The organism is Exiguobacterium sp. KRL4 (genome assembly GCF_001870785.1).
Lineage (GTDB): Bacteria > Bacillota > Bacilli > Exiguobacteriales > Exiguobacteriaceae > Exiguobacterium_A.
Window position 1 is genome coordinate 17,983 of record NZ_MOLV01000026.1, and the last position, 24,649, is coordinate 42,631.

Genomic DNA, 24,649 nt, shown 5'->3' on the forward strand with positions numbered 1-24,649 from the left:
TCAACAGATCCGGCAGAACGATACTTTTTTTACATCAAGCGATTGATAAACGCCGTCGCGATTCCAAAATAGACGAGTAACGATAAGATATCGTTCAATGTCGTAATGAGTGGACCGGACGCAATCGCCGGGTCAATGTTCAGACGGTGCAGAATCAGCGGGATGATCGTTCCGGCAAGCGTTCCGAAAATCAAGGTGATGATCAGTGAGCTGCCGACGACGAGACCAAGAATCGGATCACCTTGCCATACGTAGGCGATGATCGCAATCAAGATACCACATGTCACACCGATTATCAGACCGACCCGCAGTTCCCGGACGATCAGTCGGGTGACGACCTTCTTATCGACTTCCCGCGTGATCAATCCGCGAACGACGACTGCAAGCGACTGCGTTCCCGTGTTCCCTGTCATACCGGCAATCATCGGCATGAAGAAGGCCAACGCGACAACCTTTGATAACGTCTCTTCAAATTGACTGATGATCGATCCCGAGACCAGTCCGATGAATAACAGCAAAATCAGCCAAGGCAAACGACGTGTCGCCGCCGTCCATGGTTTTGTATCAAAATCAATCGATTTACCGGACGCCGATAATTTTTCGATGTCTTCGTTTGCTTCTTCCCGTAAGACGTCAAGAGCATCATCCACGGTGATCAGCCCAACCAGGACCTGACCTTCGACGACCGGTAACGACACCAGGTCGTAACGCTCGAACATCTTCGCGACGTCTTCCTGATCGGTCTCAGACGAGACACTGATGACTTTTTGATCCATGACGTCCGCAATCCGTTCCTCGTTACTCGCGAGAATCAAATCACGGTACGAGATGACTCCGACGAGTTGACTCAGCTGATTGACGACATAGACGTAGTTGATTGTCTCCGAGTATTCGATATAGTCCCGCATCTTCTCAACCGTTTCGCCGATCGTCGACTCATCCGTTACCCAGATGAAACGGTTCGTCATCAAGCGGCCTGCCGTCTCTGCCGGGTACGTCAGTAAGTTTCGAACAATCAATGCCTCGTCCTGACGCATACCCGACAGTAACCGATCGACTTCTTCTTTTGGTAATTCTTCCAGTATGTCCGCCAAATCATCATTTTCCATCAAGTCCATCACATGACCTGCATGTTCGACATCAAGACGTCGCAACACTTCAAGCTGCTGCTCCAGTTCTAACTCCTCGATGACGTCCGCGAGACGTTCATGATCGAGATAACGCAGCAGACGTTCTTGTTCGGTCGGTCCCAGTTCACCGTACCAGTTTGCTAAGTCATATGGATAGACTTCTTCAATCACTTGCTGCGCGTCTTCACGCCGCTCTTTCATTAATGCCTCAAGTAACAGCAACTTCCATTGTTGTTCCTCTGACTGACTCATCCTACCACCCCCACGTTTTCTCCTCTTCCATCTTAGCACGATGCTTTCAAAAGCACTTCTACGAAACCAGTTGACATTTCTTTCATTGCGCCTTAAAATTTGCCTAAAGGAAACATTATTAGTCGGAAGAATAATCCGTGACAATAGACAAACTATTTTTTTAGTCTTTTTCTTGCCTTAGGGAAACATTTGTTTTCCCACTAAAATTCACGTATGAAAGGAGCTTTTTCTTATGTATGCAGTAGAAGTAGAAGGATTATCCGTTTCGTATTTCGAGACGACCGCACTCGAACAGCTGTCCGCCCGCTTCACGATGGGACAACTCGTAGGGATCATCGGTCCGAATGGTGCCGGAAAATCAACCTTCATCAAAGCCATCATGGGATTGATTCCGTCAGAGGCTACCACCATCACCTTACTTGGGTTATCGGCCAAAGAGGCTCGGACGCGTGTCGCTTATGTACCGCAACGAAGCACCATCGACTGGGATTTCCCGATTCGTGTCCTCGATGCCGTCCTGATTGGCTGTTATCCGAAACTGGGGCTGTTCAAGCGTCCACGTAAGCAACACCGGCAACTCGCCATGTCTTGCCTCGAACGGGTCGGGATGCAGGACTATGCGAACCGTCAAATCGGAGAATTGTCGGGTGGCCAACAACAACGCGTCTTTTTAGCCCGTGCTTTAGCACAAGAAGCAGAACTCTTACTGCTCGACGAACCGTTTGTCGGTGTCGATGCCGGTAGCGAACGGGTCATCATCGACTTGTTACGTACGTTGCGCGACGAAGGCAAAACGATTGTCGTCGTCCACCATGATTTGAGTAAGGCAGCAGACTATTTTGATACGTTGTTGCTCCTCAATCGACGAATGATTGCGGTCGGATCACCCGCCGATGTCTTACACGCCAAAACGATTGAAGGCGCTTATGGCAATCCGCTTGCCTTCCTTCAGAAAGTCGAGGTCTCCTCATGAATTTCATCGATTTCATCCAAGCCATCACCGAATATGACTTCTTACAAAAAGCCCTCGTGACCTCGGTCATGGTCGGCATCATCTGCGGCGTCATCGGCTGCTTCATCATCTTGCGTGGCATGTCCTTGATGGGGGACGCCATCTCGCATGCTGTTTTACCCGGTGTCGCGATTTCTTATTTACTCGGCATCAACTTCTTTATCGGTGCCGTCGCGACAGGATTGTTGACGGCACTCGGAATCGGGTTCGTCAGTCAAAACAGCCGGATCAAAAACGATACCGCCATCGGGATCCTGTTTACGTCGGCCTTTGCCCTCGGCATCATCCTGATTTCGTTTCTACGGAGCAGCAGCGATCTGTACCACATCTTGTTCGGAAATGTCCTTGCGGTGCGCCCGAGTGATATGTGGATGACACTCGTCATCGGTATCATCGTCCTCGGTGCGATTTATCTGTTTTATAAAGAATTACTTGTCACCTCGTTTGATCCAACGATGGCAGCGGCTTACGGCTTATCGACACGCTTGGTCCATTACCTGCTGATGACGATGCTGACGCTCGTGACCGTCGCATCGCTCCAGACGGTCGGTATCATCCTCGTCGTCGCGATGCTGATCACACCGGCTGCGACCGCTTACCTGTTAACGAATCGGTTGTCCCGGATGATTTTCCTGTCGGCTGGTTTCGGGACGCTTTCTTCAATCATTGGTCTGTATTTTAGTTTCACCTATAATCTCTCTTCCGGCGCCTCGATCGTCCTGGTCGCAACTGCCCTGTTTGCACTGGTGTTCATCTTTTCACCACGCCACGGGTTGCTTCGGAAGTGGAAATCACCTAAAAAGGAGCTCACGACATGACGTTTACACGATTCATCCCCTTGGCTGGTCTCGCCGTCTTACTTGCCGGCTGTTCCACTGATTCTGCGGACGAAGGAAAACTGCAGGTCGTCACGACCTATTCCATCTTAGAAGATATGGCACGTGTCGTCGGCGGTGAGCATGTCGAAGTCCACAGCATGGTCAAGATCGGTGCCAATCCACACGAATACGATCCGCTTCCGACGGACGTCCGGAAGATGGCGGACGCCGATGTCGTCTTTTATAACGGGTTAAACCTCGAAGCCGGCGGTTCCTGGTTCAACAAACTCCGTTCGAGCACCAATAAAGACGGGAAAGACGACCCGGTCTATCAACTGAGTAAAGGGGTCGACCCGAAATATCTGACGGCGGCGGGGAAAGAACAAGAAACCGATCCGCACGCCTGGCTTGATTTGAGTAACGGTATCCAGTACGTCGAAAACGTCAAAGACGGATTGATCAAAGAGGATCCGGCAAATAAAGCGGACTATGAAAAAAATGCGTCGACTTACATCGAGGAACTAAAAACACTGGATACGAAAGTGAAAAAACGTTTTGCTGACATCCCGAAAGAACAACGGCATCTGATCACGAGTGAAGGCGCCTTTAAGTACTTCAGTTCCGCCTATGATGTCAAAGCCGACTATATCTGGGAGATCAATTCCGATAATCAAGGAACACCCGATCAAGTCCGGCGCATCGTTGATTTAATCAAGAAACAGGACATCCCGGTTCTGTTCGTCGAAACGAGTGTCGACCGCCGGAGCATGGAGACCGTCTCCCGTGAAACCGGTGTCCCGATTGGCGGAACGCTCTATACGGATTCCCTTGGTGCAAAAGGACAGGACGGCTCGACGTACTTGACGATGATGGAAGCCAATTTCGATACGATCGAACAACAATTGACACGCTGAGAACTGTCATCGAATCGCCATTCGTTTCTTTCCGATTCCCCGCTACTCCGACGTATACTAAAAGAACGATATCAAACGACGAGGGTGGGGAATGGCTATGCCAAGAAAAACAGGATGGATGATCGTCACGCTTTCAGCCAGTCTTACGCTCGCTGCCTGCGGACAGGCCGAGCAAAAAACTGCATCACACACCGATCATGCAAAACATACGACACATGCAAGTACCGATCAGTTGGAACAGACCAGCTCACCAACGATCGCCCCGTCGTTCTTAAAAGAGACTGATTCTTCAATCCAGACGATTTACCTGTCTGTCGCGAAACATCAGGATCTTCTCGAAAAGATGCCCTGTTACTGTGGTTGCGGTGAGTCAGCCGGACATACGAGTAACTATGACTGCTTCATCGCGGATCAGACGGAAAGTGGCCAGACAACGTGGACGACACACGGTATCACGTGCGGAACATGCCTCGATATTGCCGCGCAATCGATCGTCGCCTATCAACAAGGCACACCGATCAAACAGATTCGGGATGACATCGATACGACGTACGCCAAGACGGGTGCGACACCAACTCCCACTCCCGCTCTCTAAATCAAAAGCTGTTTCGACCTCAACGTCGAAACAGCTTTTTTGCACTGGACTTATTGCCTTGAACAAGCGGTCGCGTGGAGGACAAACGGTTTGCCGGAAAGCAATTCCTCGAGTTGATAATACGTATGCGAACGGATCGGCTGACTCGTTCGAGGAAGGTGACGCAATTCATAGGCCACTTCGAGCAGATAAAACTTATAGGTCTCGGCTTCATCAAAACCAAAACTGCTTCGCCGCGCTTCAATATAGCGCGACAAACGTTCTTGTTGCTTCATCGACAAACGTTGCACTTGTGGAGCAATCAATTCTCTTGGACGAAGGATCAATTCCCGCTCTGTTCGATACAGACGGTTCATGACGCCTTGTTCCCGTCGTAAAGCAATCAACTTCGCCGGCTGGTAGGAGCGAGGATACGGATGGGCATGGACCAGGTATCGTTCAATGAGGGATTGCGTCGGGGCGGCTGGAAAGGAAATGACATCATGCATACGATTCGACTCCTTATTCAGTAGTAGATACGCCATCCATTTTACCACAAATTCCCAAATGAAATGGATCGTTGAGCAGGAAGGAAATCCGTTTTTTAGTTTTAGAGGGGGTTTCGTTTTCGAAGGCGCGTGGAACAGTTTCAAAGATACTTATTTTGAAAGGATGATGATCCGTGTCGCAAATGAAAGCAATCGGTTTCCAGCAACATCTACCCATCAAAGAAGCAAACAGTTTGATCGATATCGAAATCGAGTGTCCTGCCGCGCAAGGACGCGATGTACTGGTTGAAGTCAAAGCCGTCTCGATCAATCCGGTCGATACGAAAGTCCGTGCTCATGGTTCGGATGAGGCTGAACCAAAAATCATCGGTTACGACGCAGCTGGCATCGTCGTCGAAGTCGGTGATCAGGCTTCGTTTTTTTCCGTTGGTGACGAAGTGTATTATGCCGGTGCGATCAATCGTCCTGGTTCCAACAGTGCTTTCCAACTTGTTGATGAACGGATCGTCGCTAAAAAACCAGCCCGTCTGACATTTAGTGAGGCGGCAGCCCTTCCACTGACGGCCTTGACGGCGTATGAAGCATTGACGGATCGTCTCCACCTGACGTTTGATGCCAAATCAAATCTCGAGAAGACGATTCTGATCATCGGGGCAGCAGGCGGTGTCGGATCGATTGCGACACAACTCGCGAACAAGGCCGGTCTGACCGTCATCGGGACGGCTTCCCGACCGGAAACCATCGACTGGGCAAAAGCCCATGGCGCCCATCACACGATCAATCATCACGAAGACTTTCGCCAGCAACTGGAGCAGCTTGGGTATGATCATGTCGACTATATCTTCTGTCTGAATGCGACCGATCAGCATTTTGACGCGATGGTCGACGTCATCGCGCCTCAAGGCATGATTTGCAGTATCGTCGAAACGGACCAGAAACTCGACTTGAGTGCATTGCAACAAAAAAGTGCGACATTTGTTTGGGAATTCATGTTCACCCGTTCCTTATTCGAGACACCGGACATGATCCGGCAACATGAAATTCTGACACAAGTCGCGACCTGGCTTGATGAAGAAACCCTTGAGACGACCGTCACCCAGACATTAATCGGTCTGAATGCAGCCAACTTAAAAGAAGCGCACCGACTTGTCGAAAGTGGCAAGACAATCGGGAAAATCGTCGTCGAGCAACAGTAACTAAAAACAGTTCTTCCTTCGATGAATACATCAGAAGGAAGAACTGTTTTTTAAGTTAAGGGGTGTTTCGGCGTTTCATTGAAAAAACGATTGCTGCAAACAAGGACAACAACCCTCCCGCCCAACCGATCAGTGGCGCATATGAAAACGTATCCCGCAACAACATCCCACCGACAATCAGGATCGCAGCATCCGCTGCAAACAATACGGCTAAAAACCGATAGTTCATCTTTACTCCCCCTGTCATTTGGAAATTCCGACCATGTATTTCGTCTTTCCCTGATTTCGAAGTACTCATGCATGAATTGGATTTTGCACTTTCAAACAGTCCCGAGCACTTTTTGGTATGAATTTCTTGTATTTAAGATAATTTTCTAATAACACTGTATTTTCGAGTCTAAAAAATGTACGATTACGGTAAGAAATAAGTATAATAGTTACATCTATTATTGAGCACGCTGAAGCAAAGGAGTATCCATAATCTATATGAGAAAATGGTTTAATCAAAAAATAAGTCGACAAATCATGTCTGCTTTCTACCTAATACTGATTACGCTTTCTGTTTCTTCGATCGCAGCATACTTTTATACGAATCATCAAGTAATGGATGCCAAAAAAAGTTTAGATGCCATCAGCGAACGACAAGAACGCGCCACGACCTTGTGGGATAACTGGCAGTCCTTACAATATGAGATGCGTGGGTACATCGTCTTTGGTGACGATGCCGTGCTTGATCTCGTTGAGGAAAAAACGGCGGCTCTTGAAAAAGAAACGAAGTGGTTCGAAAAAAATGGTACGTACCGGGCCGATCAACTCTATGCGTCCGATGTCCGCGCACTTTATACATCGTACACGACGTTCGTGATGCCAAGCCTGATCAAATATGTCAAAGCCAAGCAGGACGGAACCGTTGACGAAGCCTTCCTCCAAATGCCCAGCCTGAAATCGATGATGCCGCAAGTGAAACGCGATCCGAATCGGAAGTTCAAGATGAATGCGTCCGATAGTGAGACGATGCGCCAAAGCGTCAATACGATGGAGAGTGTGTTTACGAATTATCGGACTGATCTGCAAGCAAAAGAAATGATGGCTAAGGACAAGCTGGTCAAACAAACGAAATATGCGGAATGGATTTGGCTCATCAACCTCCTGGTCCTTTTCTTCGTCATCCTGTTGATCATCCGTCCGTTCATCGAGCGAACGACACGACAGATTCAGCTATTGAGTAAAGAAAGTAAACTCCTTGCGCAAGGACAACATACGGCACCATTGATTCCGATTAGTCGAACAGACGAAATCGGAGAACTGAGTAAATCGTTCCATCAGATGGCAACAGCTCTGACCGACAATAAATATCGGCTGATGTCGTCGAATGATAATTTGGAACAGGCCCTGCAATTGACGTTACGCAACGAGGCACATTTAAAAATCCGGAATCAACTGACCGAGACACTTGCGTCCCGTGATACCGTGACGGCTTACCCGGCCGTCATTGAAAAAATGGTCGAAATCACTGACTCAACGAATGGTTCGTTGATCTTTAAAGAAGGTACGACGGTCACGAATATCATTTCACACGCGATGACAGAACAGGAACAGGATGAACTGATTTCTACGATTGAACCTGTGATCCGTAAAGCACGAAAAGACAGAGTGCCGCACACCGCACAATTTGCGGAACGATCGTTTGCCGTCACACCAGTGCTTGACGCAAGTACAAATGAAATCATTGCTTATATCTATCTGATGCGTCTCCATCGTCCGTTTGACCTTCAAGAACAGGAAGAATTGGCCGCCTTCGCACGTCAGCTCGCGTTATCATTACTGCGGATGCGGACGTTTGACGAGATTGGCCGGGAACGTGAAAAATCGGCTCGCCTGTTAAACTCCATCCGGGAGTCCATCCTCTATATCGAACCGGACGGACCGATGCAACTGATCAACCGTCCGTTACTTGATTTATTTGATCATCCGTCTGCCACGGACTCAAAAGCAGAATGGTTGATCGAAGTCGATGAGTCCATTACGAGTCTGAAGTACCAAGTCGATCAATTACCTGAATTCGAGCGCTACTTACGCCAAACCTTCGTCCATCGGGAAACGGGTGAAGGGATTACGTTTTCGATTGATCGGGAGAAGCGGTTCATCAAGACGTATTCGGAAGAAATCCACTATGGTGGAAAATTCCGGGGCATTCTCCTTGTTCTGCGTGACGTGACGAACGAGGTCGAAGTCGATCGCATCAAAAATGAACTGGTCTCGACGATTTCGCATGAATTGCGGACACCTCTTTCCTCGATTTACGGATTCACGGAATTGATGATCCAGCGAGATTTACCACCACAGCGGCAAAAGAAATATTTAGCAGCCGTCCATTCGGAAACGGAACGGTTGTCACTCTTGATCAACGATTTCCTTGATCTCCAACGGATGGAGGCGAACCATCAAGAGTATACGTTTGAGCCGTTCGACTTGATTCCGATGATAAAAGACTTGAAGCAACTCCATAGTCTGTCTTCCTCTGCCCATGACATTCAGATTCTCTCGGATGTTCCGGTTCAAATCATCCAGGGTGACTCGAAGAAAATCCGTCAGTTGTTCGGAAACCTGATCAACAATGCCATTAAGTATTCACCAGCAGGTGGACCGATTGAAATTCGATTGGCCGAACATGATCATCATGTGACGATTGCGATAACCGATCATGGAATCGGGATTCCCGCTTCTGCGATGACCGAACTGTTCCAGAAGTTTTATCGGGTTGATAATTCCGATACCCGTAAGATTGGCGGGACAGGACTTGGTCTCTCGATCTGTCGTGAAATCGCCCGGGCCCACGACGGCGAGATTCATGTCGAATCCATCGAAGGACAAGGATCGACGTTTACGGTCGAGTTGCCTCTAAATCCACCACAACCGCTATAAGCAAAACCGCGCCAGTTCCTGATGGGACTGACGCGTTTTTTTGATTATCCTTTGATTCGACTTGCAATGTCCACCGTGCGCTTCGCTTGGTGACGAACAGCCGGTTCAACGGACTCGACCATGTTGCCGTCTTGATCGACGGTCACCGTCGTCCCGTATGGATTACCGCCTGCTGCGAACAGGACCGGATCCGAGTAGCCTGGTGCTGCGACGATCGCACCCCAATGGAACATTGATGTATGGATGTACAAGTCGTCTTTTCCCGTTTTTTGGATAAAGCAACACATTTCCCTTGAATTCAAGAGGATTTCACACTTCTTGTGTCACGAGCCATTTGAACCAGCGACCATGTCCATCCGTTTCAGCAATCGTCTGTTCCGTCAAGACACCGTCGATGTAGGCATCCAGATGCAGGTAACGGTCCTGGACGTTATTATAAACGTGATAGAGATTCCGCGTCCGCCCGATTTCTTCGACGACCTGCAACAGTTCTTTTTTGACCGCGAGCGGCATCTGGTTCGCGACATGCGTATGGAAAATACAGAGGATACTGTCGTCCGGTGTATCTGCTGCATAGTGCGGCAACAGTCGAACTCCGTCCCCTTCGACCAGCTCCAGCGGGAACTCTTCGACGTACCGGGCAGCCGACTCGAACATCGCGAGCCGCTCGTGGTGTTCCGTCCAAATCAACGCTTTCAGCCAGAGTTGTTCATCCGCATCTTTCAAGTCGACGATGTTCAGATCAAGTCCGATCCGACTTGTGACCGGCGGCGGTGTTTGTGCCATAGCCGGCGTTTCCGTCCCTTCGATGACTGATGTCAACTGAAGGCGTGATGATGGATTTCCGACGACTTCCCCGTTTCCATAATCGTAGCTGTATTGATCGAACAACAGTTGCAAGCCGGCACTCGTCCCGATTTCAAGTAACGCGAGTGGTCGCTTAGTCTGCTGGTGGATCTGGCTGAAGACCGGATACAGATACGTACAGCGCCGGACCTCGTTCGTTTGGACGAGTCGTTGCGCGAGCAATGGAATCAGGTCCGTTTCGTAGGTCTGACAAAATGACTGAAAGTCTGCGAAGGAATCCACAAAGGGTTTTGGCTGTTTCGTCACGCTCGGATAGTACGCGGCGAGCGGATGATTGACCCCTTTCAGCAACAGATAGTGGACGGCACCAAACAGGAGATTCGGAACCGGTTGCCCGTCGCGTGCATGCCGGCACAGTTCAAGAATCGCCGGATCCTGTGCAATTTCGAGCGATAAATATTCATACAACGGACTCGAATTTCGGCACTCCCGTTCGGCAAAGGTCTGAAAGCGTTGGGCTAGTTCTGTTTCTGTCATGAATCGTTCCCCCTTTTTTCATTATCCATCTTAATATTCCCTAAATCATTCCAAACCCCTGTTTCCGACATCAAAAAAAACTCTTCCGCCTGTAACAGGGGAAGAGTTCAGATGACGATTAATCGGCTTGTTTTTTCTTAAGAATATCCGTCACAACTTCATTCAGTTTCTGTTTAAAGACCGGTCCGAAGCTTTCGGCATACGAGTTCGTCATATGACTGACGTCACGGTAGATGACGACGTTACCGATGACCGGACGGAATTCTCCGTCGACGCGGAAGTAATCCGTCAAGTCGAGTTTATAGAGCGACTTGTTCGTCTTTTCGAAGTTTTTCCAGTACGCTTCATCACGCTGGTTGACTTCGGCGTTCATCTTCTTCGTCGTCTCTTCAATGCTCGTCGTCTCAAGCGATTCGAGGACGTTAAAGCTGTAACGGGGATTATCCCGTAGCGCCAAGCCGTCGATGCCGTACTCATCTTTGACGTACTGCATCTGATCGACCATCTGTTGATGAATCTTATCTTTCGTCGCATCCGCCGCCGTGACGTGCGAGATGATGAGATCAATATCGGCATCCTTCAAATAGTCGAGGACATTTTGATTCCAGACGCCTTTTAAGACATTATCGTCGTAGCCGGTCGAGAAGCGTGTCCCGGAACGGGTGATGTTCAAGACCCGGTACTTCTCACCTTTCGCGGCTTCATGAATCGCTCCGAACCATTGCTCCGAATGCGAACTGCCGACAAGGGCAATCGTTGCGATATAGTCTTTCGTTTCCCCGTACTCGCCGACTTTGACGTCACTTTTGCTCAGTCCCTGATTGCTGCCATCAGTATGGACGAGCGGCAAGTCGTCAAAGACGTTCGCATAGGACGGGAACGGATCGTGCTCCGGCGTTTTGTCCGGATTCTTGACAGCCATTGCTCCCGGATAATCGCTTGCGCTGACCCCGTTCTTTAATTCCTGTTCTTCGAAATATTTCAGTCCGAAGAGTGACCCGATCAACAAGACATTGATGCTCATCATGAGACCGAGCTTCTTGAAGGCCGACCGGTCGACTTTCGCACTGCGGATCGGTTTTTCGATGTATTCCGTCATCAGGTAAGACAACAGAATCGACGACAGGATGATTAACGTTCCTGTTAAAAAGCCCGGTGTCTGCTGAACATTGTAGCGGTAAAACTCAAGCAGGACCCAGTGCCAGAGATAAATCCCGAAGGCAATGCCTCCGAGTTTGACCATCGGCTTTGATCCAAGGAAACGTTTGATGCCGAACGTCGTCTCGCGTGTTCCCGACAAGACGATAAACAAGGCACACGTCATCGGCCACAGGGCGATGTAGCCCGGGAACATTTGAGAGACGTTAAAGAGAATACCGGTCAGGACAAGACCGATTAATCCGAGCCATCCCATCAAAGTCGCCATCCATTTCGGAATATGAATCGACGACAAGTTGATGCAGAGCAGGCTACCTAAGGCAAATTCCCAAACACGCGTCATCGTGATGAAATAGGCCCACGGCTGATTCACTTCCGTTAAATAGATCGAATAGCTTAACGACGTGACGAACAACACTCCTAAAATCGTATTGATCATCGGTTTGACGTTTTTGATCGTATACTTCTTGACCATCCATAAGATGAATGAGAACAGAACAAACCAAATCATGTAAAACTGACCTTGAATCGACAGTGCCCAAAAATGTTCGACCGGCGACTTCATTTGGCTCGCATCCAAGTAATCCGTACTCGAAATCGCCAGTTGCCAGTTTTGGTAGAAGAACATCGAGGCAACGACTTCACGAATCGTCTTCTCTAAAATCGACTGCGGTAACAAAAATGAGCTTAAAACCAGCACGACGGCCAAAATGAACAAGACCGACGGCAACAGCCGTTTAATCAGCTTCGTGACGTACGGCAGAAAACGAAATTCACCCGTTCGGTTGATTGTCGAGATGATCGACGTCGTGATCAGGAAACCGGAGATGACGAAGAACACATCGACGCCGCCTGATACACGATTGAACCAGATATGATAAACCGCGACGAGTAACGCGGCGACGACACGTAACCCTTCGATTTCCGGTCGAAACTGACTTTTGGTGTTGATGAGTTTTTGAGGCTGGACTTCCTTGTGATTCAGTTGATTCATTTTACATTAGCTCCTATACTTTTTTCTCATGCTGAAAAAATTGAATTGAAATTTTTCCCTTCATCGTTAAACACGCACCAATTCATCCTAAAGTAAAATACTAATAAAATCCATCATAATAGTAATTACTTTTGCGTTTCTTTTATCATCGGCCACGACAAACACGACTCTTCTGACAACGAAGGGTCGTGTTTGCATGTAGCTTATTTCACGGTTAACGTAAACGTTTTACTCTTACGTAGTTTGATGGACTCCGCATGGACCGTCACACGTGTTCCCCGTTTTTGTTTCGGGAACGTCATCGTCTGTGTTTTTCCGGTTGCGATTTTCGTATACCGCTTCTTGTTGATCGTCACGACAATCGTCTTGCCCTTGGTCGCTTTGACTTTCCATGCCGTGCTTGCCGGACTTAACGCCGTCGTGTACGACTTTAGTGTCGGATTACTAGCAGCGACGACCCGTTGCTCGGAAACTTGCAGTTGTGTTCCTTTCCGCGCCACCAATTTGACGACTTGACCGACTTTTAACGGTTTCGTCGGGATGGCGAACATCCGCGTTTTCTTCCGGTCGATATACGCTATGTATTTGCCGTCGATGTAGAGTTTTCCGTAGGAAGCGTTCCAATCGAGTGCACCGTCAATCGTCGTCTGTTCGTCATTTAACGGGTTATTTAATGTACTAAATAACATCACGCTGTCTTTTAACGAAAGTGATTTTGATACGTAACTGCCCGAGCGGACAATCCGGTACTCCGCCAGTTGATCTGTATAGGGAATCGTTATTTCTGTTTTCTTGATTGCCGGCACGGCTGTGATTTTTTTCTTTCCGTAGTAGACGGTATACGTTCCGCCGTCATTTTTACTCTCCAGACGGTACGTGAAGGTTTTAAAATTCGTATTTGTCGACTGGGTCACACGTGGTACTTCGTATCCAACGACCATCCGTTGCACCGTCATGTCCTTATCAAATACATTCCCGCCACCGATTATAAACGAGATCGGTTGCCCGAATAGTCCCGTCGTGCCAAGTGGAAGGGTCAGCATCCCGTTCTCATCCGATACCGCGCTGTTGATACGTGTCCCGTCCTTACGGAAGACACTGACCGGCACATCAGCCTGCCCAAGATCAATCCGGTAGGTATAGAGACCTTCTTTGACTTCCGTTAATCGATCGAGCGTCGCCGTCAAATACCGTTGATGTTGATACCGTGTCGTATCTTTCAGTACGACACCTGTTCCCGTCGTATAAGCGACGGTGTAAGCCGTATTGTAAATCCGCTTTTGGCTTGTCGGAATCCGGATTACGTTCTCTTGTTGATCCACATCTCCTATAAACGTGACATTCTGAAGCGCAAGCGGCTCCGTCGTCCCGTCGATTCGAGTCAGCTGAATGTCCGGTTTCAATGGCGTCTTCTCCAGGAGCACGGTGTCCGCTTTCGTCCGATCATCAATCGCGATCGGTTGGCGTAAGTAATTTTTAAAGTCGAGCAGCGTCGTTTGTCCGTTCGCCCGGTAAATGGCACGTCCGTCGGTCAGGACTTCTTGTGCCAAGTCATCGGAATAGTCGACTAGTGTCTTGAGTTGTCCGGTTTTCCGGTCAAGGTAATACAAGGAAGACGAACGGTTATCGTCTTTTGTCTCATCTTCTTCTGTCAGTTGCATATACAAACCGTCTGTCGTTTCATATGCTCCACGGACAAATTGATCCGTTCGTTTGTTCGGTAAGGCATACGTCTGATTGGTTTCCACATTCCGGATCACGGCTGTCTTGCTGATATCAAGAATCCAGTCCCCTGTCAGCGGAGAAAATTCGGTCACGTCGATGGACCGAACTTTCGCAAACGTTCCATCCGCCTGCACATCGTACCAGTCGGCGACGCCGTCCCGAATCAAGGAGAAGCGGTTCGGACCAATCCACTGAACGGACGGACTGCGTTCATCCTTCAACGTGTCACGGATGACGAATTGGTTTCCCTTTCGCTCCAGTACATGAAACGTGTCCGAGGCTGCGCGTGCCATGAGATGATCTTGATCAAGAACCCGTAAATACTCCAGGTTTTCAGGGAGAGCCACTTCTTCTGATGTCCCGGTTTTCGCGTTCATAAAGTAATACGGCTGAAAGCTTTCGTCGAAATAATCGTCTTGGAACAAGAACAACGTCTTGTCAGCAGAGTTCGCCCGAAGGAACGCATACGGCGATACGCCACTTGGATATGGCGTCGTTTGTTTCGTTTCCAGGTCATAAAATCCGATGATCGCCTGATCATTTTTTTTGATGTCATACGGGGCAGCTTCAGTCAGTGTCGTCAGCGTCAACCAAGTTCCGCAGACCAGTGCGGCACTTCCCATCCAATGTTTCCAGTTCATCTATGTAGAACATCCTTTCAAAATCCAGTGATTAATTCTATTTTATTCCATTTTTTCTCTTTATTCAGACATTTTTTATAAATCAGGTCAATGACAAACACATCCCAACCAATTCAAACGTTCGTTCTCATTTAGTTGAGGGTATAGATTACTTCAAAACGATGAAGAACGTTAGGAGAATATTATGATCGTATTTGGTTACGCCCTCTACTTATTGTTAGGCACGTTAAAATTCGTGCTGTTCAGCTTTTATACCAACACCGCTTTTCCGGTTGACCTTTTTTTAATGAACCTCGCCGGGATGTTAATGCTGTCGAGTTGGACGCTGTTGATCCAGTGGAAAAAACGCCGTTGGATTTGGCTCGGTCTTTTAATTGCCCACAGCTTCCTCTTGATTTCCGATCTGTGGTACTACCGCTATTTCGAAGATTTCCTGTCAGTCTCGTTAATGTCGCAGATGTTGCAGATGGGTGATGTCAGCAGCGGTTTCGCCGCTTTGATCCTGCCGACTGACTTCCTGTTGTTTGCTGACAGCTTGATCTTCTTAGCAATTCTCTTCTTTACGCGCAAAAAGACGTTTGCCGTCACGAAAAGCAAACGCCAAAAGACAGCAGGTCTTGTCTTCCTCACGGGTGTGATCCTGTTTGCTGCGCCAGTCACCTACAGCGTCGTCAAAGAAGACCAACGGCTCAGCCAGTCAGTCTCTGACATGCGGGACTATTATCAGCTCGGTTTCTGGGGGTACCATGGACTCGATCTGCTCCGCGGAATCCAAGAGGCAATCGCTCCGGACGAAGCCTTGACCGCGTCTGAGCGCCAACGAATCGAGGACAACTCGACTTCAGTCGCAAAAGGCGTCACGAAAAAACCGAACATCATTCTCGTCCAACTGGAATCGTTCCAAGAATCCGTCATCGACCAAACCGTGAACGGTCAAACGTTGACACCGAACCTGAATAAGCTGAAACAAGAATCGCTGTACTTCCCGTCGTTTTATCATCAGACCCATGAAGGACGAACTTCGGACGCGGAATTCATCACGAACACGTCGCTCTATCCATTGAAGTCGGGTTCAGTCTACACCCGGTTCCCGGACAATGAATTCGGAGCGTTGCCTGAATTGTTGCGCGACAACGGTTACGACACCGCTGCCATGCATGCCTATGAAAAAGGATTCTGGAACCGGGATCAAGTGTATCAGAACCTGGGCTTCAATCATTTCTTCAGCCAAAAGGATTATCCCGATCAACAAGAAATCGGGATGGCGTTAAACGACAAACAGTTTTTGACGACATCGATTGAGCATATGGAAACACTCAAGGAACCGTACTTCTCGTTCCTCGTCGCCCTGACGAGTCACACGCCGTATGAGATTCCAAAAGACAAACGGGAGCTCGATTTGTCCGGTTACGAGGATCCAATGTTAAAACGTTATTACCAGACTGTCCATTATGTCGACGAGGCCGTCGGACAGATGGTCAAGGAGTTGAAGGCAAAAGACATGTGGGACGAGACACTCGTCATCTTTTACGGCGATCATGACAGTGGGTTGACGAACGAAGGCAGTGAGATGCAACAAAAAGCACAGATCGACAATGCCGTCGACGCCTTTGCCCTCGACCGCCAAGTCCCGTTGTTCATCAAAAAACCAAATCAAGATACGGGACAAGTCATTCAGGAGAACGGCGGACAAATCGATGTCGCCCCGACGATTGTTGATTTACTCAATCTCGAGTCCCCGTATATGATGGGCAACTCGCTGCTCGATGACGAACCGAATCTGACCGCTTTCCGCGACGGTTCGTTCCGTTACAAGGACTACTATTACGAAGCGAACCTGACGGAAAAAGCAGGCAACGGCATCTGTTATGACGTCTCGACGAAAAAACAGATCGACCGTGAGATGTGCCAATCGCAAACGAAACAAGTACGAAACGATTTGCGTCTGTCGGATGCGATTATCGAAAAGAACGGATTGGAGCAAGACTAGAATACAAAAAAAACGATCCTGACTTCTGTCGGATCGTTTTTCGTGTCTCACTTTTCACTATACGAATTTTGATTAGCAATAGTTCAACAAAGTTAAAAGATTTTGTACCAATACAACGTAAGATCAATATTCGGATTAGCCGACTGTTTGAGCGTATCCACTCCACCAAGGACAAACCCTTCTTTTGCGTAAAAACGGCAGGCAATCAGATTATCGTTCTGCGCTTCAAGCGATAAGCCAATCAATGATTGTTCCTTCGCCCAGGTTTCGGCTGCTTCAAGCAACAAGTGACCGACACCGCTTTTTCGATAATTCTTTTTGACAGCGATATTTTCAATATAGGCAAAACGGTTCCAATCTTTGACGAGGCGGATTTGACCGACGCACGCATCTTCGCGGAAGGCTAACAAGACGATTTTTTCACTACTATCGATATAAGAAAACCAATCCAATTTATCGTCTGGAAAGCGTATTTCCGATGGTGTATCGTATAACTCTTCTTCATAAGACCAGACACCGTCAGAAAATTTCGGGAGAACTTTTCCGACAATTGGAAAGGGTTCGTTAGCTGCATTGACGATAGTTATGAACTTGTCTTTTAATGGCTCAATTGTGATTTTTTCAAATTGGTGCACTTCTCTCACCCTTTGTTATGTAGTCTCCAAGATAACTCTTCACATTAGAAAGTCAAATTTTTTTCGAACTGCAAAATTAATTTTAAGAATCTGTACTTAAGTATTCTTTAACCATCGCCAGACATTTTTCGACTGAATAGTCGCCTTCAATCCTTAATATCGGGCACGATAATTCATCCATCCATTGCTCGTGCAAGGCTTTACTTCGAACTTCCAGACCCGCATGGTCATAAAGAGCAGCCCATTTAAGAAACGTTTGCGATTGTTCATAATTTTCACCACCCGGTAGTACCTCTTCCCCGTACCGTTCTATTTCCCGTTTCTGCAGTCTTTCGAGTCTGACCTCCGGTGGTATCCATAAAAAAATAACGAGGTCAAAATAAGTAGCAAAGCAGTTACCCCAACCTACAGTTGCTCCCGATAAAACCCATTGTTCAGAATGTAACAAATCCTTCTTCAACATTTCTATTCTTTCAGGTACAGGTCGCTGTTCAGTAAACTTGGATATCCAATAGTAATCATCCGTATCCAAAGATTTATGGGGAAGGACTTCTGCTAAAGCTTTGCCCAGTGTAGATGTTCCTGATCCTGAAGCCCCTATGATATGGATTTTGTTCTTCATTCTTTCTCACCCCTTACAAGCGTTTTATGTATCTATTATATAGTTTCCTTAATTTCACATTACATTTTTTCAAAGACACCTGCTACTCTTTTTAAAGCATTCGAAACAGCCTTATACTAATAAATAGAAGCCATCATCTTTTAAAACAAACTTTAAAAGAAATTCTGTGTACTGGCGTAGTAAAAAAAGACCCTCTATAAGTTCAAAGAACTTACAAAGGATCTCCCCGATTTTACATTAAATTAGCACTTTATAATCCGGTTCCACTACAAATCCCATTGATTAATAGGTTGTATGGTTAGATTACATCATTCCGCCCATTCCACCCATGCCGCCCATATCAGGCATTGCAGGTGCACCGGCTGGTTCCGGTTTGTCGGCGATGACGGCTTCTGTCGTCAAGAACATTGCTGAAACAGACGCTGCGTTTTGGAGTGCTGAACGCGTCACTTTCGCCGGGTCGACGATTCCAGCTTCGATCATGTCGACGTACTCGTTTGTCGCGGCGTTGTAGCCCATGCCTTGTGCTTCATGTTTGAGACGTTCGACGATGACTGAACCTTCTTGACCCGCGTTTTCCGCGATTTGACGAAGTGGTGCTTCCAGCGCACGAAGGACGATGTTAACACCTGTTGCTTCGTCGCCAGTCGTTACCGAAAGAATTGATTCAACGGCTTTTGTGACGTGGATGAAGGCTGTTCCCCCACCGGCAACGATTCCTTCTTCGACGGCTGCGCGTGTTGCGTTGAGCGCATCTTCAATCCGGAGCTTGCGTTCTTTCAGTTCCGTTTCTGTTGCTGCGCCAACTTTGACGACGGCTACGCCGCCTGCGAGTTTCGCCAGACGCTCTTGGAGTTTTTCACGATCGAAGTCGCTTGTCGTTTCTTCGATTTGTGAACGGATCGTACCGACACGGGCTGTGATCGAATCACTGTGTCCGTTTCCTTCGACGATTGTCGTGTTGTCTTTTGAAACGACGACTTTCGACGCGCGGCCGAGTTGTGTGATTTGTGTTTCTTTGAGATCAAGACCCAGCTCTTCTGTAATCAACTCTGCGCCTGTGATGATCGAGATGTCTTCGAGCATCGCTTTACGACGGTCTCCGAAGCCTGGTGCTTTGACGGCAACAGCGTTGAACGTCCCACGGAGTTTGTTGACGACGAGTGTCGCGAGTGCTTCGCCTTCGACGTCTTCCGCGATAATCAAGAGTGGTTTGTTTTGTTGGACGACTTGCTCAAGGACCGGCAGGATTTCCTGGATGTTCGAAATCTTTTTGTCCGTGATCAGGATGTACGGGTTCTCAAGGACCGCTTCCATCTTATCGGAATCCGTGATCATGTAAGGTGATGCATATCCACGATCGAACTGCATTCCTTCGACGACATCAAGTTCTGTCGTGAAGCCGCGTGATTCTTCGATTGTGATGACACCGTCCTGACCAACACGTTCCATCGCTTCGGCAATCAATTGACCAACTTCTTCGTCAGCAGCCGAAATCGCCGCAACTTGTGCGATCGCTTCTTTGCTTTCGATTGGTTTTGCGATTGCATGAAGTTCTTCGACGGCACGACGGACTGCTTTTTCGATCCCTTTACGGATGACCATTGGGTTCGCACCCGCTGTGACGTTTTTAAGTCCTTCGCGGATCATCGCTTGTGCGAGGACTGTCGCTGTTGTTGTACCATCCCCTGCGATTTCATTCGTTTTTGATGCGACTTCTGCCACAAGCTTCGCGCCCATGTTTTCGAAGTGGTCTTCGAGTTCGATTTCTTTTGCAATCGTCACACCATCATTCGTGATGAGTGGTGAACCGAATTTACGTTCGAGAACGACGTTCCGTCCTTTTGGTCCGATCGTCACTTTAACCGCATCCGCTAATGCGTCTACTCCGCGAAGCATCGCCCGGCGTGCTTCTTCACTGAATAAGATATCTTTTGCCATGACTGAAATCCCCCTTTGATTAGTTTGCTACTGCTAAAATATCGCTTTCGCGTAAGATTAAGTATTCGTTGCCATCGACTTTGACTTCTGACCCTGCGTATTGCGCATAGATGACGTGGTCCCCGACATTCACTTCAAGTGGTACACGGACACCCTGCTCCGTCACACGGCCTGTACCGACAGCGACGACTTTACCCTCTTGCGGCTTTTCTTTCGCTGACCCAGGAAGAACGATTCCTCCGAGTGTGGTTTCTTCTTTTTTAACGACTTCGATCACGATGCGATCACCAAGTGGTTTTAACATGCGAAACATCCTCCTTGAACATGACTGTTTTTTAGCACTCACTTAATTGGAGTGCTAACATATTTTTATCTTAAACGGTTTTCGGTTGGAATTCAAGCCCGAACCCTTATCCGTTTTCCCGAAATCGACATCTTTGAACCATCACCATTCGTGCGCCCGGTCGGTTTGTTTGTTACAATCGGGACAGTACCTTCATTACAAAGGAGCTGTGTCCTAACCGATGAAAAATTCCGTCAATCTGCCGTTCAACATGGCAGAGAAGTGGCAAATCCGTCACGTCATTCCGATTGTGATTTATTTAATCGTTCAACTTGTCCCAGCAACCTTCCCGAGTTTCCTGTCAAAAAGCCAAATTCCGAGTGTGCTCGGCTGGTGGCTTGCGATCGGTTTTACCGTAGCCGTGATTGTTTCCTTCTATTGTCTGCGTCCCGATTGGCAGAAGTGGAAAGCAGAGGGCAACCAAACCGATACGATGGATACGTTAAAGTGGATCGGGATCGGGATTGTCCTGTTGTACGTCTCTCTGATCAGCGTCAATTTGGTGGACGCCTGGCTGTCAGGCGGGATTGAGAATATCGCGAAATCGCAAAATACGGATCAAATCATGCAAGCGATCCAAGTCATTCCGATTCTCCAAGTGATGGTCGTCCTGCTCGGTCCGATCATGGAAGAGTTTCTGTTCCGCCACATCATGTTCGGAAACTTGTCGACGAAATTGAATTTCATTTTCAGCTTTGTTCTCAGTGGCGTCATCTTCGGTCTGATCCACGGCGACAACAAGTTCTTGATTTACGTCGCGATGAGTTTCGTCTTCTCCCTCGTCTTCGTCAAGACCCGGCGTATCATTGCGCCAATCGCGATTCATGTATTTAATAATGGGATCGTTGTACTCGCACTCTATGCAACGACTTAATTAACGAAAGGTAGTGTTTTCATGCGACAAGGTTCAAACTTCATGGCTGTTTTCTATGCCATCTTCGGTATTCTGTTCATGTACCTCGCGTACAGCAATTCGATTGAGGCAGGAACGGTCTTTAACTTCTGGACGATCCTCTTGACGCTGTTCGCAGCCGTCGACTTTTACCGTCTCTATCTCATCTTCCGCTTCCGGATGGCAGCCAAGAAGATGATTAAGAAAGAACAGGAAAAAAAGGACGACAAGAAATAATGCAAAATGAGATCGCCGAGTAAAATCGGGGATCTCATTTTTGTTTTACTGATCACGTTAAGCAATGTAACAATGCGGTAAAAGTAAGGTGTCGTGTGTTCATCGTCCGACTTCTACGGGAAAAGGAAGCTCCGCTTCCGTCAGGAACAGGCGAGACCCGGTCGTCTACGACGAGCGCGGCTTGCGTTCCGCCCGAGAAAAGCGGGTGTGACAAACACGATACCGCATCCAGTGAACACAAAAAAAGACCAGATGACGATTCATCTGGTCTACCATCCTATATTATGCACTCTTGATTCGATCCTGTTTACCTTCTGTCGACATGAACTCATCGAGTTGATCGGAGTCGAGGACCCCTTCCCATTTCGCGATGACGAGTGAAGCGAGCGTATTGCCTGTTACGTTGACAACAGAACGCATCATATCCATGATCCGGTCGATTCCGGCGATGAAGGCAAGACCTTCAGGCGGGATCCCGACTGTCCCGAGCGTTGCCAGTAAGACGACGAACGAAACCCCAGGTACAGCTGCCATCCCTTTTGACGTCAGCATCAAGACGAAGACGAGCGTCAACTGTGTGCCGATCGATAAATCGATGTTGTACATCTGCGCGATGAACAAGGCAGCCATTGCTTGATAAAGTGCAGAACCGTCGAGGTTAAACGAATAACCGGTCGGAACGACGAAACTGACGATCGATTTTGGAACACCCATCTTCTCCAGCTTCTCCATGACACGCGGTAACACTGTTTCCGACGATGCCGTCGAATACGTGAGGAGCAATTCATCTTTGAAGACACGGACGAAATCCGACACGCGGATGCCGACCCATTTCATGATTGATCCAAAGACGATGACCATGAACAGCAGTGCTGTCACATATAAAGTAGCAATCAGTTTGAACAACGAACCAAGTGATTCGATTCCGAACGTCGAAACCGTGACACCAATCAAGGCGAAGACACCGATTGGCGCAAACTTCATGACGATGTTGACCAAGTTGAACATCGCTGCTGCGACCCCTTCGAAAAATCGGACGACCGGCAAACCTTTTTCACCGGCAAATCCAACGCCGAGTCCGAACAGAACGGAGAAGAAGATGATGGCGAGCATATCACCACGCACCATCGCATCCAAGATGTTTGTCGGGACGATGTTAACGACTTTTTCGACGAGCCCCTGGTCTTGGGTCGTTTCTTCCGTCTCGACATAGGTCGAGATGTCCGTCTTGTCGAGTGTCGCCATATTGATGCCGGCACCCGGCTCGACGAGATTCGCCGCAAACAACCCGGTAAAGATCGCGATCATCGTGACGATCGTAAAGTAACCGAGCGTCTTCGCGCCGAGGCGTCCGAGACTTTTCGGACTGCCGACCGATGAAACACCGAGAACGATTGTCGTAAAGACGATTGGAACAACGATCATTTTCATCATTCGGATAAAGATGTCACCGATTGGCTTCAGCCACTCCGCAACTTGTGGATTCCCGTAAAAGACACCGCCGACAGTGATCCCGAGAATCAATCCGATTAAAATTTGCCAAGCAAGACCGATAGGCTTGCGTTTTGTTGTTGCCATATCAATTCCTCCTACATCTTGCAATTAAAAAAACACATAAGAGCATTTTGTCCTAAATACAGATCATTGTCAAACCCATCTGTTATAGCACAATAAAAAAACAACGGATGGCTTCCGTCTGAAGAATAGAAGTCATCTAAACAGTATTCATTTCATTTTAATGGTTTTGATTGACCCTTTCCTGAATCTTAATTAACCCACGAGCTGATTATATATTTTACTGACTTGTTATTTAAAACCCTCCCCTCTCTATAAAAAAGAATCGCTTATACTAAACGTACGGTTCTTCACTGGAATCGAACGGGCAAACCCACAGAAATGTGGTGACGCAAAACTATAGGGGCTACCGCTTCAAGCTATGCTTGCCAGTTACCGAAATTCAAAAAAGGAGACTATACCAACATGAAAAAAATCAATTATGTAGTAACTGCCGGTCTTGCTTGTACTTTAATGCTCACTCCGCTCGGCTCAATCGACGCCAAGAGTAAGACATCGAAGTATGACCGCAACAAGAACGGGATCCATGACAGCTGGGAGAAGAAGTACAAGCTCAAAGGAACGAAGCTGGCTCAGCAAGATACAGACCATGATGGGTTAAGTAACTATACAGAATATAAACTCGAACTTAGTCCACGAAATCAAGATAGCGACCGGGACCGTATTAGTGACGCGAACGAAGATACGGACCGAGATGGCTTAAGTAACACCATTGAACTCGAACTTGGAACAAAACCCTATACACGTGACTCCGATCGCGATGGTATCCTCGACGGCAAAGAGCGCAATCAGGCCGGTCATCGGTACGAAGACATGTTGAAAAAAATGAAAATCAAACTCGCAACAGAGACAACAGAAAGTCAGATTGAGTACCACTTCAAAAAGAAAAAGAGTCAACTGCGTGTCAAAACGAATGATGCCACGGTCGATGAAGCCCGTGTGCGTCAATTGATTCAGTTCATTGAATCGAATCCGAAAATGACGGAAGAAGAATTACGGACACAGCTCATCAGCCTGTTCGCACTTTCAGGTTCTTATCAATTGAAAATCGAACTCGAGTATTTCAATCATGCAGAAACGAAATCCGAGCATCGTCATGTCGAAGAAGATGATCAAGATACGGATCAGGATGACCAGGGTCAGGACGAAGACGACGATGACGATGACGATGACCAGGACGACGATGAAGACGAAAATGAGGAAGATGACGATTAACGACTGA

The 24,649-nt window shown here is 47.9% G+C and carries 21 protein-coding genes, 1 pseudogene and 1 riboswitch; of the genes and pseudogenes, 10 read left to right on the forward strand and 12 right to left on the reverse strand.

The window, feature by feature from the left end; genetic code table 11:
• Window positions 1-29: 29 nt before the first annotated feature.
• Window positions 30-1,382: a magnesium transporter gene (gene mgtE / locus BLD48_RS12910; protein ID WP_071500574.1), complete on the reverse strand. Its 1,353-nt coding sequence runs from the start codon at window positions 1,380-1,382 to the stop codon at window positions 30-32.
• Window positions 1,383-1,614: 232 nt separating this feature from the next.
• Between mgtE and BLD48_RS12915 the strand changes: the two genes are divergently transcribed.
• The 4 genes from BLD48_RS12915 to BLD48_RS12930 all read left to right on the forward strand — a co-directional run bounded on the left by BLD48_RS12915 (window position 1,615) and on the right by BLD48_RS12930 (window position 4,721).
• Complete coding sequence (locus tag BLD48_RS12915; RefSeq protein ID WP_071500575.1) at window positions 1,615-2,355, forward strand: metal ABC transporter ATP-binding protein; 741 nt, start codon at window positions 1,615-1,617, stop codon at window positions 2,353-2,355.
• A complete protein-coding gene (locus BLD48_RS12920) occupies window positions 2,352-3,212 on the forward strand; it encodes a metal ABC transporter permease (protein ID WP_201723154.1) in 861 nt (286 codons plus the stop codon). The genes BLD48_RS12915 and BLD48_RS12920 overlap by 4 nt, the downstream gene beginning before the upstream one ends.
• On the forward strand, window positions 3,209-4,126 hold the full coding sequence (locus BLD48_RS12925; RefSeq protein WP_071500576.1) for a metal ABC transporter substrate-binding protein: 918 nt from the start codon (window positions 3,209-3,211) through the stop codon (window positions 4,124-4,126). Before BLD48_RS12920 ends, BLD48_RS12925 begins: the two co-directional genes overlap by 4 nt.
• 91 nt (window positions 4,127-4,217) lie before the next feature.
• Window positions 4,218-4,721, forward strand: a complete 504-nt coding sequence (locus BLD48_RS12930; RefSeq protein WP_236630028.1) for a PCYCGC motif-containing (lipo)protein — start codon at window positions 4,218-4,220, stop codon at window positions 4,719-4,721.
• A 50-nt stretch (window positions 4,722-4,771) separates the two neighbouring features.
• Here the strand turns inward: BLD48_RS12930 and BLD48_RS12935 are convergent, their stop codons facing one another.
• On the reverse strand, window positions 4,772-5,209 hold the full coding sequence (locus BLD48_RS12935; protein WP_071500578.1) for a hypothetical protein: 438 nt from the start codon (window positions 5,207-5,209) through the stop codon (window positions 4,772-4,774).
• 182 nt (window positions 5,210-5,391) lie between these two features.
• Between BLD48_RS12935 and BLD48_RS12940 the strand changes: the two genes are divergently transcribed.
• On the forward strand, window positions 5,392-6,405 hold the full coding sequence (locus BLD48_RS12940) for a zinc-binding alcohol dehydrogenase family protein (RefSeq protein ID WP_071500613.1): 1,014 nt from the start codon (window positions 5,392-5,394) through the stop codon (window positions 6,403-6,405).
• A gap of 55 nt (window positions 6,406-6,460) precedes the next feature.
• On the opposite strand, the gene BLD48_RS16420 is transcribed toward BLD48_RS12940, so the two are convergent.
• On the reverse strand, window positions 6,461-6,634 hold the full coding sequence (locus tag BLD48_RS16420; RefSeq protein WP_201723155.1) for a hypothetical protein: 174 nt from the start codon (window positions 6,632-6,634) through the stop codon (window positions 6,461-6,463).
• A 257-nt stretch (window positions 6,635-6,891) separates the two neighbouring features.
• Here BLD48_RS16420 and BLD48_RS12945 point away from each other — a divergent pair, with 257 nt between their 5' ends.
• A complete protein-coding gene (locus tag BLD48_RS12945) occupies window positions 6,892-9,330 on the forward strand; it encodes an ATP-binding protein (protein WP_071500579.1) in 2,439 nt (812 codons plus the stop codon).
• A 44-nt stretch (window positions 9,331-9,374) separates the two neighbouring features.
• Here BLD48_RS12945 and BLD48_RS12950 read toward each other — a convergent pair.
• The 4 genes and pseudogenes from BLD48_RS12950 to BLD48_RS12965 form a co-directional block, all read right to left on the reverse strand.
• A pseudogene (locus BLD48_RS12950) lies at window positions 9,375-9,581 on the reverse strand (NAD(P)H:quinone oxidoreductase, type IV); the annotation flags it as partial.
• Between the two features lie 58 nt (window positions 9,582-9,639).
• Complete coding sequence (locus BLD48_RS12955; protein ID WP_071500581.1) at window positions 9,640-10,674, reverse strand: DUF2332 domain-containing protein; 1,035 nt, start codon at window positions 10,672-10,674, stop codon at window positions 9,640-9,642.
• Window positions 10,675-10,792: 118 nt separating this feature from the next.
• On the reverse strand, window positions 10,793-12,826 hold the full coding sequence (locus tag BLD48_RS12960) for an acyltransferase family protein (RefSeq protein WP_071500582.1): 2,034 nt from the start codon (window positions 12,824-12,826) through the stop codon (window positions 10,793-10,795).
• Between the two features lie 203 nt (window positions 12,827-13,029).
• Window positions 13,030-15,192, reverse strand: a complete 2,163-nt coding sequence (locus BLD48_RS12965; protein WP_071500583.1) for a hypothetical protein — start codon at window positions 15,190-15,192, stop codon at window positions 13,030-13,032.
• 184 nt (window positions 15,193-15,376) lie between these two features.
• On the opposite strand from BLD48_RS12965, the gene BLD48_RS12970 reads away from it, so the two are divergent.
• On the forward strand, window positions 15,377-17,182 hold the full coding sequence (locus BLD48_RS12970; protein ID WP_071500584.1) for an LTA synthase family protein: 1,806 nt from the start codon (window positions 15,377-15,379) through the stop codon (window positions 17,180-17,182).
• 92 nt (window positions 17,183-17,274) lie between these two features.
• Here BLD48_RS12970 and BLD48_RS12975 read toward each other — a convergent pair whose 3' ends face one another.
• The 4 genes from BLD48_RS12975 to groES all read right to left on the reverse strand — a co-directional run bounded on the left by BLD48_RS12975 (window position 17,275) and on the right by groES (window position 20,684).
• Entirely contained in the window at window positions 17,275-17,817 is a 543-nt protein-coding gene (locus BLD48_RS12975) for a GNAT family N-acetyltransferase (protein ID WP_071500585.1), read from the reverse strand.
• An 82-nt stretch (window positions 17,818-17,899) separates the two neighbouring features.
• Window positions 17,900-18,439, reverse strand: coding sequence for an ATP-binding protein (locus tag BLD48_RS12980; RefSeq protein ID WP_071500586.1), 540 nt, complete (start codon window positions 18,437-18,439; stop codon window positions 17,900-17,902).
• A 303-nt stretch (window positions 18,440-18,742) separates the two neighbouring features.
• Entirely contained in the window at window positions 18,743-20,380 is a 1,638-nt protein-coding gene (gene groL / locus BLD48_RS12985; protein WP_014971482.1) for a chaperonin GroEL, read from the reverse strand.
• A 19-nt stretch (window positions 20,381-20,399) separates the two neighbouring features.
• Complete coding sequence (groES, locus tag BLD48_RS12990) at window positions 20,400-20,684, reverse strand: co-chaperone GroES (RefSeq protein ID WP_012371631.1); 285 nt, start codon at window positions 20,682-20,684, stop codon at window positions 20,400-20,402.
• Between the two features lie 220 nt (window positions 20,685-20,904).
• Between groES and BLD48_RS12995 the strand changes: the two genes are divergently transcribed.
• Together BLD48_RS12995 and BLD48_RS13000 are read left to right on the forward strand one after the other, a co-directional pair.
• Window positions 20,905-21,597 (forward strand): CPBP family intramembrane glutamic endopeptidase, encoded by a 693-nt coding sequence (locus BLD48_RS12995; RefSeq protein ID WP_071500587.1) that lies wholly within the window; start codon window positions 20,905-20,907, stop codon window positions 21,595-21,597.
• A gap of 21 nt (window positions 21,598-21,618) precedes the next feature.
• Entirely contained in the window at window positions 21,619-21,852 is a 234-nt protein-coding gene (locus BLD48_RS13000; RefSeq protein ID WP_071500588.1) for a DUF4305 domain-containing protein, read from the forward strand.
• A gap of 282 nt (window positions 21,853-22,134) precedes the next feature.
• On the opposite strand, the gene BLD48_RS13005 is transcribed toward BLD48_RS13000, so the two are convergent.
• Window positions 22,135-23,430 carry a cation:dicarboxylate symporter family transporter gene (locus tag BLD48_RS13005; RefSeq protein WP_071500589.1) on the reverse strand — a complete coding sequence of 432 codons (1,296 nt, stop codon included), beginning with the start codon at window positions 23,428-23,430 and terminating at the stop codon, window positions 22,135-22,137.
• Window positions 23,431-23,723: 293 nt separating this feature from the next.
• Window positions 23,724-23,807, forward strand: a riboswitch (cyclic di-GMP riboswitch).
• A 25-nt stretch (window positions 23,808-23,832) separates the two neighbouring features.
• On the opposite strand from BLD48_RS13005, the gene BLD48_RS13010 reads away from it, so the two are divergent.
• Window positions 23,833-24,642, forward strand: a complete 810-nt coding sequence (locus BLD48_RS13010) for a hypothetical protein (protein WP_071500590.1) — start codon at window positions 23,833-23,835, stop codon at window positions 24,640-24,642.
• Window positions 24,643-24,649 lie beyond the last annotated feature (7 nt).